Raw genomic sequence first — 16,682 nt, 5'->3', positions numbered from 1 at the left:
ATGCATAGTTTAGTATCCATAATAATTCCAACTTATAATAGATTAAATAGTATTGAGGTTGCTTTAAGAAGTGTGTTAGAACAATCTTATCAAAATTGGGAATGCATAATTGTGGATGATAGATCTACTGATAGTTCTTTTGAAAAAGTATCTAAATACATAGAGAGAGATAAAAGGTTTCGAATTATAAAAAGAGCAGTTAACTCTGTTAAAGGAGCTTCATCTTGCAGAAATATAGGCTTATTTAAAGCAAAAGGAGATTATATTGTTTTTTTAGATTCGGATGATTATTTATTAGAAGGTTGCTTAGAAAATAGAATTTTAGAATTTAAATTGCATGATGATAAAGATTTTCTGGTTTTTCCAATGGGAGTTAAGGTTAATGGTGAACTAATAATTAATAAAATACCCGAAAGCGAATCTTATTTGAAAGATTTTCTTAGTTACAAGTTTTATTGGCAGACCATGTGCCCTATTTGGAAAAGAGAATTTATACAAAAGTTAAAAGGCTTTAAAGCAGGTTATCCCAGACTAAATGATCCAGAATTAATGATTAGAGCTTTGTTAGTCCCAAATGTTAAGTTTAAGGTTTTTACGGATGTTAATTATGACACCATTTATAATATGAATGTTATAAATTGGGTGACATTAAAAGATAAATACTATCAAAGTTTACTGCTGTTTATTCCAGAAGTTAGTCGAAGCTTAGAGGATGTAAATAAAGCAGATTTAAAAAAATATTTAAGCAGTTATTTAAAAGTCTGGTTTAGAGATTTTATGTTTCCAAGCCAATTAAATTTAGTCTATCAGAATAACACTTTAATCAATTTGTTTTATAAACATAAAATAATATCAATATTTAAAAAGCTTAAACTAAAAATGTTATTATTTGGTCACAATGTATTTTATTACTTTAAAAGAAAGTTTAAAGATTTAATTATAAATCTTACTTAGTTTTTACTAGTCAAAAAAGCGCTTATTTAAAAATGATTAAGTTTATAAAGCAGACCATTAAAAGTATTCAAGGTTATTTTAATTATTTAAATTTCAATCTAGTTGAAACTAAAAAAATTAAAAAGGCAGAGGTTGTTTTTATTCTGCCATTTTACCATACAGGAGGCGCAGAAAAAGTACATCTTAACATTGTAAAGGCATTAAAGGACCAAAAGTGTTGCGTTATATTTACGCATTTGTCAGCCACTCAGAATCACTATGAAGACTTTAAAAAACATGCTCAAGTTATAGAGTTAAATCATATTAAAAACAAAAAATCTAATAGGGTTAATATACTTTTAAAAAAAATAATTATTAAAACGATAAATAATAGTAAAACCATACATACTGTTTTTGGATGCAATACAGATTATTTTTATAAACTTGTTCCTGATTTTAAAAAGGGTTTAAAGAAGATCGATTTATTACATGCTTTAAGTCATAATGATGACAGAGCACTATCTTTAACAAATACAGCAAGTATAATAGATTTTAGAGTCTGTATAAATCAAAAAGCAAAACAGGATTTAATTTCAATTTATAAACAAAATAATATTAATCCAGACTTTAATAACAAGATTAAAATAATTGAAAATGGAGTAAGCATAGCTGATTTTAGAACAAATATATCAGAATATAAAAGTGATGTAAAATTTGGTTTTATTGGTCGTTGGTCTGAAGAAAAACGACCAGAAATTTTCTTAACAGTAGCAAAACAGATTAAAACAAAATTTCCTGAAGTTAAGTTTGTAATGGCAGGAACAGGCATGAAATCCAACCTAAATCAAATCAATGAAAGTGGCGTTGAATTTTTAGGTGAAATTACAGATGCAACCAAAATGAATAATTTATATAAGAGTTTAACAGGTGTCGTTATTACTTCGGTTTCTGAAGGTTTTCCAATGGTGTTTATGGAGTCTATGCCGTTTAATGTGGTTCCCGTTTCTACAAATGTAGGAGGTATTAGTCAACATATAACTCATATGGAGAATGGGTTGTTAATAGAGGGGATATCTAACGATAAATTGGTTGAAGAGTTTATAACCAGTATTACGCTTTTAATCGAAGATCAATTACTAACAAAAAAAATGGCAAAAGCTGCAAAAACGTATGCGGTTGAAAATTTTAATATTGAAAAATTTAATACATCTTATCAAAACCTTTTTCTAAAAGAACAATGAAACTATTAATGGTCGCCATTCCAAATCATCACTTCTTCCAATGGGTTAACCAATTGGAAAATGCTGGACATGACGTCTATTGGTTTGATGTGACTGATGGTGGACCAAAGTCTTCCAAAATAGAATGGGTTACCCAAATAAAAGGTTGGAAACTTAAATGGGATTTTCCGTTTAGAAGTACTATTAAAAAAAAGTCGCCAAAATTATATAAAAGTATTCAAAAGATTAACACCAATAGCGTATCCAATGCTTTTCAAAAAGCAATAGATACCATACAGCCAGATGTTGTGCATTGTTTTGAAATGCAATTATCAGGGTTACCTATTTTGCCAATTATGGCACAAAACTCCATTCCTTTAATCTATTCCTCTTGGGGTAGCGATGTGTATTATTTTAAACAACTGGGTGTTTTAAAAGATCAGTTAACCTGTTTTTATAAGCGCGCTAATTATTTAATTACAGATTGTAAACGCGACTATAATTTAGCTACAAAAAACGGTTATGCTAATCAGTTTTTAGGTGTTTTTCCTGGTAATGGCGGCTTAACTATAGACGATTCAAAAATTAAATCATTTGATAATCGTTATCTTATACTAATAAAAGGGTATGATGATGGGGTTGGGAAAGCGTCAAAAGTATTAGAAGCATTACAATTAGTTCCAAAAGAATTATTGTTACATAAACATATTGTTATTTATAGTGCCGACGATACTATTCAAGAACAAATTAAACAATCAAAAGCACTTTTAACATTAGGAATAACCGTGTATTCCAGATATTCATTTATCCAAAACGAAGCCTTATTAGCCGTTATGGGACAAAGTTGTATACATATCGCTAATAGTCTTTCCGACGGGATGCCAAACGCGCTGTTAGAAGCAATGTCCATGGGCGCATTTCCAATCCAATCTAATCCGGGCCAAGTTACAGAAGAAGTGATTACACACACTGAAAATGGATTTTTAATAACCAATCCATTAGATGAAACTGAAATAGCAACTCATATTAAAAACGCATTGAATAATAATGCTTTACGGCAGCAAGCACAAGATTTTAATACTGATTTTATAAAAATGCACTATAATCGTGCTACCTTGCAACTCCCAATACAAAACCTTTATACGGCAATTAAATAAATGCAGATTTCATTTTTAATAGTTACTAAAAATAGACCAGAAGATTTGGCTTTAACTTTAAATAAGTTGAAGTTGTTAATTGATTTATCTATACATGAAGTATTAGTGTTTATTGATGGTTGTTCTAAAACCGAAGCTATTATATCTGATTTTAATTGGGTTAATTGGACCAAGTCAAGAGAAAGTCTTAGCGCGTCACCAGCAAGAGCAACGTTATACAAAAAAGCAAAAGGACATATTTTTATTGGACTGGATGATGATGCACATCCTTTAAGTTCTGATTTTATACTAACGGTAGAAACGACTTTTAATAACAATGCGCATTTAGGAATTATTGCTTTTCAGGAGGTTAGAGGGCTATTTACTTCGGATCAGAATGCTTTGCAACATTCCAAAGACTTAGAAGCTTATTTTACCAGTGATTTTGTAGGTTGTGGCTTTGCGATAAAAAAAGAGGTTTATGAAGCCACTAATGGTTTTCCTATTTGGATTGATATTTATGGAGAAGAACCTGCAGTCGCCTTAGAAGTGTTAGATTTAGGGTGTACAATTTTATATCAGCCCAGTATTAAAGTAAACCATCGTGTAGATGTTGTACAGCGAAAGTTACAAGGTAGAAACTATTTTAGATTTGAGCATCAATTAAAAAACACCTTGCGTTACTACTTGGTTTATTACCCAAAACCAGTTAGAAAGGTGGTCAAAACTTTATGGCATAATTTTAAAAAGTATGCTTTAAAGGATTGGACATATTTTAAAGCTTTTATTAAAGTCTTTTTCTCAACCCTTTTTAAATTACCATCGATTTTAAAATATAGACAGCCTGTTAAAGCAGAAACAATTAAAAACAAATTAAATTTGAAACCTTTAAATTACTCTGCTTAGATGTATTTCAACTCTATAGACTTTGCTGTTTTTTTACCAATTGTATTTATACTTTATTGGTTTGTAACTGATAAAAATTTAAAACTACAAAACGCTTTGTTAGTAGTGTCTAGTTACGTGTTTTATGGGTGGTGGGACTGGCGGTTTTTATCTTTAATAATCTTTAGTTCTTTAGTCGATTACAGTATTGGTTTAGCTTTAAAAAAAGAAAATAGTCTTTCTAAGCGGAAGGGTCTGCTTTGGGTTAGCATTATTATAAACTTGGGTTTTTTAGGCTTTTTTAAATATTATAATTTTTTTGTAGAAAGTTTTGTCGAGGCTTTTTCATTATTAGGACATCCAATCCAGCCTAATACTTTAAATATTATCCTACCTATTGGAATTAGTTTCTACACCTTTCAAACTTTAAGTTATACTATTGATGTTTATAAACGAAAGTTAGAACCAACGGAAGATATCGTGTCGTTTTTAGCGTTTGTCAGCTTCTTTCCACAGTTAGTGGCAGGACCAATAGAACGTGCGACTAATTTGTTACCACAGTTTTATACAAAACGAACATTTCATTATAGTAAAGCAGTGGATGGTTGCCGACAAATATTGTGGGGCTTTTTTAAAAAGGTAGTCATTGCAGATAATTGTGCGGAATTTGCTAATCAGATTTTTAATAATTCTTCAGAATATTCTGGAAGCACATTAGTAATAGGGGCCTTATTTTTTACGTTTCAGATTTATGGTGATTTTTCTGGGTATTCAGATATTGCCATTGGTATCTCTAGATTATTTGGTTTTGATTTAAAACAAAATTTTGCATTTCCTTACTTTTCGCGAGATATTGCTGAGTTTTGGAGACGTTGGCATATGTCCTTGTCCACTTGGTTTAGAGATTATTTATACATTCCATTGGGTGGAAGTCGCGGAGGCACTTGGATGAAGGTGCGTAATACTTTTATTATTTTTTTAGTTAGTGGTTTTTGGCATGGCGCTAATTGGACTTTTGTTATTTGGGGCTTTTTAAACGCTTTGTATTTTTTACCACTATTATTAGCTAAACGGAATAGAACTTATTTGGATATTGTAGCAGAAGCGTCTAGATTACCCAGCTTTAGAGCATTTTTAAATATGATGCTGACTTTTAGCTTAACTGTTTTTGCATGGATATTTTTTAGAGCAGATTCTGTATCTCATGCAATGTCTTATATTTCTAATATTTTCACAAAAGCACTATTTAAATTGCCTACTGTAAGGCCAACGTATTTAATTGTTTTATTACTTTTATTTGTATTGATAGAATGGTTAGGAAGACGCCAAAAACATACTTTAGAAGTTTTATTATTAAATAATAGTAGGTCAGTACGTTGGGCGTTTTATTTATTTGTAATTGCTTGTGTTTTTATTTTAGGAGGAAAAGATCAAGCATTTATTTACTTTCAATTTTAATAATGAAACAGTTTTTAAAACATATAATACTGTTTGGTGCTATTTTATTTATAGTAGATAAAGGTGCTTATTTTATTTTAAATAAAACGTCAGAATTAGAGTATGATAAACGGTTAGAAAACCTTCTAGAAGGTAAAATGAATAAAGCGCTTTTTGTATTTGGATCTTCAAGAGGGAGCGGTAATATTATTGCCTCTCAGTTACAAAAGGAGACTGGATATTCTAGTTATAATTTATCATATCAAGGTGCGAATATTTTATATCAAGAATTTATTTTAAAAACACTTTTAAAATTTAATAATACACCTAAAAAAATTATTATAGCAATTGATAATCCCTACGAATTTAATGATAAAACGACACTTCAGTTTAGAAACGATCGTTTATATCCATTATCAAAGTATAATTATATAAATAATCAATTGATAAGGTTAGGAGAAAGGAGTCTTTTGTCTAAAGGTCTTTATTTTGCAAGAGTGAGCGGTTCAATGTTTAGGATGAAGACTGTAGGTCCCCCAAGTTTAAATCCTTTTGAGGCTTGTGGTTCTAGACCCATAATCTTAAAACCTAAAGAAGGTTTGGTTTATGATAATGAACAGGTTGTTTATTCAAAGACTGTTGAAGCGCAAAATTATTTAGATGCTTTTAAAAACATTCAGTTAATTTGTAAAGAGAATGGAATAGATCTTATTTTTGTTTTTCCTCCTAATTTTCAGGTTTTTAATAGTAGTTTTTACGACCGTTTCAATAAATTGGTGAGTCCAGAAAATAAGATTTTTGTGTATGATACATTAAATACGGTTTATAAGGATAAAAACTATTTTTATGATGCTTCACATTTAACAAAAGGAGGCGCTGAGATTTTTACCTCAGAACTAAGTGTTTTTATTAACGCAACCAAATAACAATGATTACATATTTTATTCGTGATTAGGATATTTTCATCCTTAAAAAAGTGTATTTTAGCGATGATTTACAGAAAAATAGAGTTTTAATTTATGAAAAAAATAGGCTTCATTCCTTTGCGAAAAGGCTCCAAAGGTATCGTCGGTAAAAATAAACGTAAAATGGTTGGAAGACCATTGTATACTTGGGTTTTGGGAGCGGCGCTACAGTCTGATTTAGATTTAGTCTATATTTATACAGACGACCAGTCAATTATTAATTTTATCGCTAAGGAATACCATTACACAAACAAAGTAAAAGCGGTTTTACGTAGTGACGCAAGTGCAACAGATACAGCCTCTACAGAAAGTGCAATGTTAGAATTTGCAACACAAATAGATTACGATTTTGATGTATTTTGCTTATTACAAGCAACGTCGCCATTTACTACAGCAATAGATATTAACGCGTGTTTAACTCAAGTTGAAAACGGTAAAGACTCTGCATTAACCGTTGTTAATACGCATCGTTTTTTATGGAATGCAAACGGAACTCCCATTAATTATGATTATAATAACCGCCCAAGACGTCAAGATTTTGAAGGGTTATTAATAGAAAACGGAGCCGTTTATACGTGTACCAAACAAGTATTGCAAAATAATAAAAACCGATTAGGTCAAAATATAGGCATTGTAAAAATGCCCGAAGATAGTTTGCAAGAAATTGATAGCGAGTCCGATTGGATTGTTGTAGAAAACTTATTGATCGAACGTCAAAAGCAATTAAAAAAAGCTGAGAAGATCACGCATTTAGTGCTTGATGTCGATGGTGTCTTTACAGATGGAACGATAACTTACACTAAAGATGGAGAACATACTAAAAGCTTTGATATGCGAGATGGTATGGGATTAGAGATTTTAAGACAGTTTGGGATAGAAGTTATGATCATGACAAGTGAACAATCCGAACTGGTTGCTAAACGGATGGAAAAACTTCAAATTAAACAAGTGTTTTTAGGTGTTAAGGACAAATATACGTTACTTAAAACCCTATCTATACAGCAGAATTTCTCTTTAAATAATGTTGCTTATGTTGGAGACGATGTTAATGATATGGCCAATATTTGCAGTGTAGGCTGGTCTTTTGCTCCTCAAAATGCGATGACAGAAATTAAAACCAATGCTGATGTTGTATTGTCAAAACCATCAGGCGCAGGTGCTATTAGAGAAGCTTGCTATTTTATTAAAAATTATAACAAAAGATATTAAGGATACATAATGAATACATACAATAAACCCTACATCATAGCCGAAATTGGTTGTAACCATAAAGGTGATATGCAAATCGCTAAAGAGTTAATTCAAATGGCTAAAATCTTTTGTAACGTGGATGCTGTGAAGTTTCAAAAGCGTCACAATAAAGAATTATTAACAGAAGCACAATATAATAGTCCGCATCCAAATCCTACGAACTCTTATGGAAATACCTATGGCGCACATCGTGAGTATTTAGAGTTTGATGTTAACCAACACCAAGAGTTAAAAGATTTTTGCGAATCTATAGGTATTGATTATTCAACCTCTGTTTGGGATGTCACCTCTGCTAAAGAAATAGCTTCGTTAGATCCAAAGTTTATAAAAATACCATCAGCCTGTAATAACAATGTAAAAATGTTAGAGTGGTTGTGTCAACATTATCAAGGAGACATTCATATCTCAACTGGTATGACGACTAAAGATGAGATTGAAGATTTAGTACAGCTATTTAAAACACACAAGAGAAATAAAGATTTAGTATTATATAATTGTACTTCGGGATATCCTGTGCCTTTTGAAGATGTTTGCTTATTAGATATTAATTTCTTATTAGAAAAGTATAGCAAAGATGTTAAGCATATTGGTTTTTCTGGACATCATTTAGGTATTGCCGTAGATGTTGCAGCGTATACTTTAGGCGCTCCAGTTATTGAGCGTCATTATACATTAGATAGAACTTGGAAAGGGACAGATCACGCCGCATCATTAGAACCTATGGGGTTACGTAAATTATCAAGAGATCTTAATGCCGTGCATAGAGCTTTAACGTTTAAATCTCAAGATATTTTACCTATTGAGCAAGTTCAACGGGATAAGTTGAAGAACCAGAAAGATTAGTTGCGATAGGAGAGGAATATTAGAGAAATAAATATATAGAATAAAAAAATAGATAAAAGTTAACTATTGAAAATAGATAAAAAAAAAGTATTTGTGTTTTTTCCTGATGGTGTTGGATTACGGAACTTCGCCTTTACCGATTTTAAATCGATAGGTGAAGCCATGGGATTTGATATTACTTATTGGAACAATACTGTTTTTTCTTTAAAAGACAATTTGGGCTTTAAGGAGGTTAAAATTGATAACCATCAGATACATCCATTAACGCCTATATATTCTCGTGCTAGAAAGCGAGCCGAATTAAATGTGTCTAGAGACAAGTTTAATGATGAGGTTTATCCAACGTATAAGTTTCCTTTTAGCTATAAAGGGGTTAAAAACACATTTAAAAGTTTGTATACTAAGCTATTGATAGGCTTATACTCTTCAGAAAAAGGTATTGAAAAATTACGACATAAAATAGATGATTTAGAACGTGAAAATCCTAAATATGCCTATTGTAAAGCACAATTAGAATTACATAAGCCAGATTTAATTTTCTGTACAACACAGCGTGCCACACAATCTATTAGTGCCTTATTAGCCGCTAAAGATTTAGGGATTCCTACAGTTACTTTTGTGTATTCTTGGGATAATGTTCCCAAGGCAATGCAGGTCGTTAATACAGATTATTATTGTGTTTGGAGTGACCATATGAAGCGTGAAGTCCTGCAATACTATCCTTTTGTAAAAGAGTCTCAAGTATTTGTCACAGGGACGCCACAATTTGAACCACATTATGATACTAGCTTAAAACAAAGTCGAGCAGATTTTTTTAAACATTATAATTTAGACGTTAATAAAAAATATATTTGTTATTCTGGAGATGACGAAACCACGTCGCCTTTAGATCAATATTATTTAGAAGATTTAGCAAATGCTGTTAGACGTCTAAATGCAAAAGGTGAAAATCTCGGCATTATTTACAGAAAGTGTCCAGTCGATTTTACAGATAGATACAATGCAGTAATTGAAAATAATAAAGATATTATTGAAGTTTTAAACCCTATATGGAAACAAGTAGGGAGTCAGTGGAATCAAGTATTACCTGCAAAAGAAGATTTTAAAATGTTGTATAATGTTTGCGAGCATTCGGAGTTTGTCACCAACGTCTGTTCTTCAACTGTTTTTGATTTCGTAGCTCACGATAAAGCATGTATTTATTATAACTATGAGCAACCACAACTTAAAAAGGGTATTAGAGATATAGGACAAAATTACAACTACGTGCACTTTAGGAGTATGCCAAGCTCAGAAGCAGCTGTGTTTTGTAAAGATAAGAACGACTTGGAAGGCCTAGTCAAACAAATTTTAGATGGACAATTATCTAATGTTGAAGAAGGCAAAAAATGGTATGAGGTTATTGTTGGTAAAACACCAACGGAAGCGTCTAAGCATATTTGGGAGGCTTTACATGCTGTTTTAACTACTAAATAGCAAACACAGCATTGAAGCGATTCCTAATTAAAGCATTAAAATTTTCCATAATAATTGTCATGGTTTTATATGGTATCCAATATTGTATAGATTCTTTTTTGAAAAGCTCATTAGTATGTGATCCTACCTGGTCTAAAGTGTTTAAAGGAGAGATAAAAACGGACATTGCTGTCATTGGAAACTCTAGAGCTCAATTTCATTACAACCCTAAAATTATTAGTGAAATTACTGGGGTAAGTTGCTATAATTTAGGATTAAGTGGAACACCTATAAATATTTTTGATATAAGATGGAAGGCTTTTATTAATCGTAATAAGTTACCTTCTCTATTAATAATAGATGTTGATTATAATTTTTTAGGTTCTGCCAAAGGGGTTTATGAAAAGTATCAATATATACCTTATATCAATACAAATGAGTACACTAAAATAGTAACACCTATTGATAAAGATTTGTTTTTAGACCAATATGTACCTTGTTTTAAATATAAAGGTCAGACAGCACCTATTATATCAAAAATCAGTTCTGCTTTCAGTCAAAATTGTGATAATTTTATAAATGGATTTAGTATCAATAATACTATTTGGGATGATAATGAATGGTCTATATTTAAAAAGAAGCGATTGCATGAAGCTGTAGATTCTAAAAAGTTTCATGGTTTGTATGCTGATGGATTTTCTAAGTTATCTTCTATTTTAGATTTTAGTAAAAAAAATAATATAAAAGTGATTTTGGTATGGTCGCCTCAATACATAGAAGTTCAAAAATATAAAGAGAATCAAAGACGATTTGTGGACAGTTTAATCAATAGCTTAGCAACTAAATATAAGTTAGATTATATAAATTTTTCTACTAATGACTTGGTCTATGATAAATCAAATTTTTATAATCATTCCCATTTAAACTACACAGGCGCGTCAGAATTTTCTAAACAAATTGCTAACTATATAAAAAATAAAATAGCTTTTTAATCAGTATGCACATAGCTTATATCACATCCGAATATCCACACCCTCAAGTTAGTCACGCCGCAGGTATTGCTACTAGTATCAAAAACTTAGCAGTAACCTTAGTTAAAAAAGGAACTGCTGTTTCGGTCTTTGTTTATCATCAAAAAGTAGATGCTGTTCTAGAAGATCAAGGCGTAACAATTCATTTAATTGCGAAAAAAAAATATAAATTGTTGACATGGTATTTTTATAGAAAACAACTTCAAAAATATATTAATACTATCATTAAAAAAGAAAATATAGACCTTATCGAGGCTCCGGATTGGACAGGTATTACTGCCTTTATGAATCTGAAAGCGCCATTAGTAATACGCTTTCATGGTAGTGATGCTTATTTTTGTAAATTGGATCAAAGGCGACAAAAATTTAAAAATTTTGTTTTTGAAAAAAAAGCGTTGAAGTCTGCTTCGGCTTATATCGCACCAACAACATTTGCAGGAGAAGAGACCGCAAAGATTTTCGGTTTAAACCGAAAGAAAATAAAAACCATCCATAATGGTTTGCAATTAGATCAGTTTAATAATGAGACTCCAGAGAGTTATGAAGACAAGACATTGCTTTATATCGGGACGATTATACGTAAAAAAGGGGTGTTAGAATTAGCAGAAATTTTCAATAAAATTATAGAGACAGAGCCTTTAACCAAATTAACTTTAATTGGAGGTGATGCTGGAGATATAAAAACAGGAGCGACTTCTACATATGCATTAATGGAAGCCATATTTACTGATCAAGCCAAAGCTAATGTTAGTTATTTAGGTAAAATACCATATACAGAGGTGCAAGATCATATAAAAAAAGCACACGTGTGTACTTTTCCTAGTTTTGCCGAAACTTTAGGTATGGTTACTATAGAGAGTATGGCATTACAAAAACCAGTCGTTAATACTAGTATTGGTTGGGCCAAAGAGTTAATTGATGATGGTATTAATGGGTATTTAGTACACCCTTCGAATATTGAACTGTTCAGTCAACGTATTTTACAGCTTTTTAATGACCAAAATCTGTGTTTGAAAATAGGAAGCGCGGCAAGAGAAAAAGTAGACACTACTTTTGATATTAATACTAATGTGGAGACTAATATAGCATATTATAAAACGATTCTTGTATGATTATTTTAGTCCATGATAACAATAAAGTAATACAGCTTTTAAATACTGATTTAGAGCCAATCGACGTGTCTTTAAGTAAACATATAGCCACTGCTTTGATTGATTTGTCAAAACAATTTCCAGAGACTCTAATTATTTGGTGTCACGAAGCTTTTGTACAGAGTATAAATACCACAGCTTTACAATCTATTTTTCATCATAAACGGATATTGGCCAGCTACAATCCTTCTGTTGTTAATTATTTACCAAATCAAATAGGGTATGTTGATCGAGAGTTTTATTTGAAAATAAATAAAACAAAAAGTTATCCTTCTTGGGTAACAAGTAGTAATATTGGAGGTGTAAATACTAGTGTTATTAATTATCTAGTAGATCAGTTGAATACTAAAGTAAGCTTCGATTATTTTTTAAATTCCTTAGCTAAGCGTGCTATAGTTGCTGGTTTGTTTTGTTATTCAGAACCTAAATTATTACAAGAAAACACAACAGTTATAGTTGAAGTGCAACAAGCTTCAAAAAATGATTTGTTTCTATTTGTAAAGCAACATTATAAATGGGTTTGGGTGTTTTTTTTATCAATATGTTATTTTGTGTATGAAAAGAAAATAGTGCTATTTCCTTTACTAAAAAGTTTCTTTTTTAAACGGTTGTCACAAGGTTTTAATTTGGATGGAATAGTAGTAGAATCCACTAAATCAATTATTGAGAAGAAAACGATAGACGTTATCATTCCAACGATAGGGAGAAAAGAATATTTATACGATGTTTTAAAAGATTTAGCCTCACAAACGCTGTTGCCTAAAAATGTAATTATAGTTGAACAAAATACTTTGTTAGGATCCGTATCTGAATTACATTATTTAAAGACTGAAGCTTGGCCATTTACTATTAAACACACCTTTACTAATCAATCCGGTGTCGTGAATGCTCGTAATATCGCTTTATCTCAAGTAACAAGCGAATGGGTTTTATTGGGAGATGATGATAATAGATTTAATCAGTTTTTAATAGAACAATTACTTGCTCAAATTTTGTGTTACGGTGTTGCTTCAGGCTTAACTGTATACCTGCAACCCCACGAAAAACAAACTTTTTTTAAAACAGGACAAACGCCTATTTTTGGAGGCGGAAATGCTATTATAAAAAGCAGTTTGCTTAATACTATTTCGTTTAATCCGAAATATGAATTTAACTATGGGGAGGATACCGATTTTGGAATGCAAATTAGATTGTCGGGAGAAGATGTTGCTTTTTTTTCGGATATAAAAATCACGCATTTAAAAGCACCAATTGGAGGTTATCGTACTAAAGTGAAACAACGTTGGGCTGACGATGCTATTCAGCCTAAACCATCACCAACAATACAATTGTTATATCAAACCTATTTTACAGATCAACAATTATTAGGTTATAAATTATTGTTAGGTTTACGCAGTTATAAACATAGTGCTATTAGAAATCCGATGACTTATATTAAACATTTTAAGAAACAATGGAAGCGTAGTCAATTTTGGAGTCGTCAATTAAATTAAAAGGGAGATGAATATAAGAAAATCTTTTAGCCGTATCGTATTAAGGTATAACACCATTAAAGCACACCCTTTAACAAAAGATGCTTCTTTAAAAGGGTTATATCGTTATCTTATTTTTAATTTATCTCAAACCATAAAAAAAAGGCCACAAGTTTATGATTGGATAAATGGATTACAATTTTATGCTGAAAAAGGGGATGCAGGTATTGTTGGTAATATTTATTATAAGTTAATGGATTATGAAGATTCAATGTTTTTATTGGATCACTTAAAAAAAGAGGACTTATTTGTTGATGTTGGTGCTAATTTGGGGCATTATACTTTACTTGCCAGTGGGATTTGTCAATCCAAAACAATCGCTATTGAGCCGATAGTATCCACATTAATTAAATTGAAAAGCAATATACTACTTAATAATTTAGAGAAAAAGGTAACTGTATTGGCTATGGGAGTGGGAGATGTAAAGGAAACTCTTAATTTTACCACGAATATTACTGTTATGAATACCGTTTCTTTGACAGAAAACAGTAACACAGTTAAGATCGAAGTTGATACTTTAGATTCTATTTTGGAAAACCAACCCCCTTCTTTTATAAAAATTGATGTGGAAGGTTACGAGTATAAAGTGCTTAAAGGGGCTAGTCATGTTTTACAACAACCTCAGTTAAAATTTTTGTTAGTAGAATTTAATAATTCTGGAGCTAAATTTAATTTTAAAGATGAAGATGTTTTTGAGTTAATTACTCAAAACGGATTTAAGCCTATAAGATATAATCCAATTTCAAAAGAAATAAGAACTATTAAAAGTTATAATAGAGATAAGTTTAATACCTTGTTTATTCGGTAAATCTAATGCTTAAACTATACACAAATAAAGAATTTCTAACAGAAACGTATCGACGTCAAGTCTTCCCGTTGTTATTTGATTTGGCGTTTATGAATAATAAAACTCTTTTAGAGCATTATATATTAGTTGATTCTGTTGTAGATGCAGATGTTGTTGTGTTTCCTGTTGATTATGCAGTGTTTTTAAAACAAAACACCACATTTATAAATTTGCTTCAATCAGCAAAACAACATCAAAAACCAATATGGATTTATACGGGAGGGGACTATGGCTTTACTAATTATATAGCCAATAGTTATACTTTTAGATTGGGTGGTTTTGATAGTAAATTAGATAGTGCTACCAATATTATGCCTTCTTTTATTAATGACCCTTATACGGTATATTTACCTCATGAATTTTCAACTTTAAAAAAAGATAAAAAGCCTAGTATAGGTTTTGTAGGACATGCACAATCGGGCATTTTGAAATATTGTAAAGAATATACCAATCATTTAAAGCATAAAGTAAAAAGAAGCTTAAGTAGGGTGCTAGGTGATAAGCAATCCTTTTACCCATCCAGTATTAAACGCGCTAACTATTTAGGTCAATTAGCGTCAAAGGGTACTCTGAAGACACAGTTTATATTTCGGAATAAATACAGAGCGGGGTCACATACAATGCTGTCGCAAAAAGAAAGTACACAGCAATTTTATGATACCATTTTTAATACGGCGTATACATTTTGTGTTAGAGGCGTCGGTAATTTTTCAGTTCGTTTTTATGAAGCATTGGCAGTAGGACGGATCCCGATTTTATTGAATACAGATTGTCGGTTACCTTTACATAATAGCATTGATTGGTCAAAGCATATTTTAATTTTAGATGAAACTAAAGCTGAAAGTATTGAACAGCAAATATTACAGTTTCATAATAGTTTATCGGATATAGAATTTGAAAACATACAAAAATCAAATCGTGAGTTGTGGTTAACGACTTTAAGACGAGACGTGTATTTTGTGGAAATAGCAAAACAATTTAAAACAATAGCATAGTAATGAGTATATCATTTTCATTAGTAATTTGTACATACATGCGGTCCAAAGCGATTGTTACATTATTAGAATCTGTCGCTTTACAGACCCTGTATCCAAATGAAATTTTAATTATTGATAGTTCAACTAATACGGAGACTGAAGTTGCTTTAAAAAATAATACATTTAAAAATCTAAGCTATTATAAAGTTGATAAAGACAACAGAGGATTGACAAAACAACGTAATTTTGGAATTAGTCATGCTGGAAATACGATGGATGTCATTTGTTTTTTAGATGATGATGTCATTTTGGAATCAGATTATTTTGAAAAATTATTATCTACATATAAAACACATCCAGAAGCATTGGCGGTTGGTGGATATATTACAAATGAAGTTCAATGGGAAGTGTCAGATAACAGAAACAACCCATCAAAATTTTATTATGATGGCTGGATGCGTAATGAACCTTCGCGATTTAAAATGCGTAAAAAGTTAGGTTTACAACCAGACACAGCTCCAGGGTTTTTACCAACCTTTGCACATGGTCGATCGGTTAGCTTTTTACCACCTTCAGGAAAAATCTATGATACAGAACTAATTATGGGAGGCGTTTCTAGTTATAAAAAAGAAGTGTTTCAGAAAATTAAATTTTCAACCTATTTTGAAGGTTATGGGTTGTACGAAGATGCAGATTTTTCGCTAAGACTTGCTAAAATTGGGCAATTGTATATTAACACTAACGCTAATTTAGCCCATTATCATGATGGTTCTGGTCGTCCTAATCAATATAATTATGGTAAAATGGTGGTTAGAAACAGCTGGTATGTTTGGAAAGTGAAGTATCCTAATCCTTTGTTTAAAGCGACATTTAAGTTTTATGCCACCGAATTGCTATTAATGAATATTAGATTTACAAATATCATAAATTCAAAAGAAAAATTAAAAGCATTTACAGAGTCCTTAGGACGTAAGGTTGGATTGATTTCGCTTATCTTTAACAAACCTAAATTTTAATTT

At 31.0% G+C, this 16,682-nt stretch carries 15 protein-coding genes; all 15 read left to right on the top strand.

Annotated features, from left to right (window positions below; all coding sequences use genetic code 11):
• A complete protein-coding gene (locus GQR98_RS01535) occupies positions 1-954 on the top strand; it encodes a glycosyltransferase family 2 protein (RefSeq protein WP_159017964.1) in 954 nt (317 codons plus the stop codon).
• 32 nt (positions 955-986) lie between these two features.
• Positions 987-2,174 (top strand): glycosyltransferase family 4 protein, encoded by a 1,188-nt coding sequence (locus GQR98_RS01530; RefSeq protein ID WP_159017963.1) that lies wholly within the window; start codon positions 987-989, stop codon positions 2,172-2,174.
• Positions 2,171-3,310: a glycosyltransferase family 4 protein gene (locus GQR98_RS01525; RefSeq protein ID WP_159017962.1), complete on the top strand. Its 1,140-nt coding sequence runs from the start codon at positions 2,171-2,173 to the stop codon at positions 3,308-3,310. The genes GQR98_RS01530 and GQR98_RS01525 overlap by 4 nt, the downstream gene beginning before the upstream one ends.
• Positions 3,311-4,195, top strand: coding sequence for a glycosyltransferase family 2 protein (locus GQR98_RS01520; protein WP_159017961.1), 885 nt, complete (start codon positions 3,311-3,313; stop codon positions 4,193-4,195). It abuts the gene before it with no gap.
• Positions 4,196-5,632, top strand: coding sequence for an MBOAT family O-acyltransferase (locus tag GQR98_RS01515; protein WP_159017960.1), 1,437 nt, complete (start codon positions 4,196-4,198; stop codon positions 5,630-5,632).
• Positions 5,633-5,634: 2 nt separating this feature from the next.
• The gene (locus tag GQR98_RS01510) at positions 5,635-6,537 is read left to right on the top strand and encodes a hypothetical protein (RefSeq protein WP_159017959.1); all 903 of its coding nucleotides are present in this window, start codon (positions 5,635-5,637) and stop codon (positions 6,535-6,537) included.
• Positions 6,538-6,630: 93 nt separating this feature from the next.
• Positions 6,631-7,785 (top strand): acylneuraminate cytidylyltransferase, encoded by a 1,155-nt coding sequence (locus GQR98_RS01505; protein ID WP_159017958.1) that lies wholly within the window; start codon positions 6,631-6,633, stop codon positions 7,783-7,785.
• A 9-nt stretch (positions 7,786-7,794) separates the two neighbouring features.
• A complete protein-coding gene (locus tag GQR98_RS01500; protein ID WP_159017957.1) occupies positions 7,795-8,670 on the top strand; it encodes an N-acetylneuraminate synthase family protein in 876 nt (291 codons plus the stop codon).
• A gap of 66 nt (positions 8,671-8,736) precedes the next feature.
• A complete protein-coding gene (locus GQR98_RS01495; protein ID WP_317164207.1) occupies positions 8,737-10,146 on the top strand; it encodes a UDP-glycosyltransferase in 1,410 nt (469 codons plus the stop codon).
• 98 nt (positions 10,147-10,244) lie between these two features.
• The gene (locus tag GQR98_RS01490; RefSeq protein ID WP_159017956.1) at positions 10,245-11,117 is read left to right on the top strand and encodes a hypothetical protein; all 873 of its coding nucleotides are present in this window, start codon (positions 10,245-10,247) and stop codon (positions 11,115-11,117) included.
• A 5-nt stretch (positions 11,118-11,122) separates the two neighbouring features.
• Positions 11,123-12,268: a glycosyltransferase family 4 protein gene (locus GQR98_RS01485; RefSeq protein ID WP_159017955.1), complete on the top strand. Its 1,146-nt coding sequence runs from the start codon at positions 11,123-11,125 to the stop codon at positions 12,266-12,268.
• Positions 12,265-13,800 (top strand): glycosyltransferase family 2 protein, encoded by a 1,536-nt coding sequence (locus GQR98_RS01480; protein ID WP_159017954.1) that lies wholly within the window; start codon positions 12,265-12,267, stop codon positions 13,798-13,800. Before GQR98_RS01485 ends, GQR98_RS01480 begins: the two co-directional genes overlap by 4 nt.
• A gap of 7 nt (positions 13,801-13,807) precedes the next feature.
• Positions 13,808-14,647, top strand: coding sequence for an FkbM family methyltransferase (locus GQR98_RS01475; protein ID WP_159017953.1), 840 nt, complete (start codon positions 13,808-13,810; stop codon positions 14,645-14,647).
• A 5-nt stretch (positions 14,648-14,652) separates the two neighbouring features.
• Complete coding sequence (locus tag GQR98_RS01470; RefSeq protein ID WP_159017952.1) at positions 14,653-15,681, top strand: exostosin family protein; 1,029 nt, start codon at positions 14,653-14,655, stop codon at positions 15,679-15,681.
• A gap of 2 nt (positions 15,682-15,683) precedes the next feature.
• The gene (locus GQR98_RS01465) at positions 15,684-16,679 is read left to right on the top strand and encodes a glycosyltransferase family 2 protein (RefSeq protein WP_159017951.1); all 996 of its coding nucleotides are present in this window, start codon (positions 15,684-15,686) and stop codon (positions 16,677-16,679) included.
• Positions 16,680-16,682 lie beyond the last annotated feature (3 nt).

The sequence above is a fragment of the Algibacter sp. L3A6 genome, from assembly GCF_009796825.1.
In the GTDB taxonomy this organism is placed as follows: Bacteria; Bacteroidota; Bacteroidia; order Flavobacteriales; family Flavobacteriaceae; genus Algibacter.
The sequence above is the reverse complement of the archived record's forward strand: the minus strand, read 5'-3'. Positions and strand labels throughout refer to the sequence as shown.

Bases quoted from the DNA above. Each gene is read 5' to 3' on its own strand.
- GQR98_RS01535 (WP_159017964.1), top strand. From the start codon at position 1: ATGCATAGTTTAGTATCCATAATAATTCCAACTTATAATAGATTAAAT.
- GQR98_RS01530 (WP_159017963.1), top strand. From the start codon at position 987: ATGATTAAGTTTATAAAGCAGACCATTAAAAGTATTCAAGGTTATTTT.
- GQR98_RS01525 (WP_159017962.1), top strand. From the start codon at position 2,171: ATGAAACTATTAATGGTCGCCATTCCAAATCATCACTTCTTCCAATGG.
- GQR98_RS01520 (WP_159017961.1), top strand. From the start codon at position 3,311: ATGCAGATTTCATTTTTAATAGTTACTAAAAATAGACCAGAAGATTTG.
- GQR98_RS01515 (WP_159017960.1), top strand. From the start codon at position 4,196: ATGTATTTCAACTCTATAGACTTTGCTGTTTTTTTACCAATTGTATTT.
- GQR98_RS01510 (WP_159017959.1), top strand. From the start codon at position 5,635: ATGAAACAGTTTTTAAAACATATAATACTGTTTGGTGCTATTTTATTT.
- GQR98_RS01505 (WP_159017958.1), top strand. From the start codon at position 6,631: ATGAAAAAAATAGGCTTCATTCCTTTGCGAAAAGGCTCCAAAGGTATC.
- GQR98_RS01500 (WP_159017957.1), top strand. From the start codon at position 7,795: ATGAATACATACAATAAACCCTACATCATAGCCGAAATTGGTTGTAAC.
- GQR98_RS01485 (WP_159017955.1), top strand. From the start codon at position 11,123: ATGCACATAGCTTATATCACATCCGAATATCCACACCCTCAAGTTAGT.
- GQR98_RS01480 (WP_159017954.1), top strand. From the start codon at position 12,265: ATGATTATTTTAGTCCATGATAACAATAAAGTAATACAGCTTTTAAAT.
- GQR98_RS01475 (WP_159017953.1), top strand. From the start codon at position 13,808: ATGAATATAAGAAAATCTTTTAGCCGTATCGTATTAAGGTATAACACC.
- GQR98_RS01470 (WP_159017952.1), top strand. From the start codon at position 14,653: ATGCTTAAACTATACACAAATAAAGAATTTCTAACAGAAACGTATCGA.
- GQR98_RS01465 (WP_159017951.1), top strand. From the start codon at position 15,684: ATGAGTATATCATTTTCATTAGTAATTTGTACATACATGCGGTCCAAA.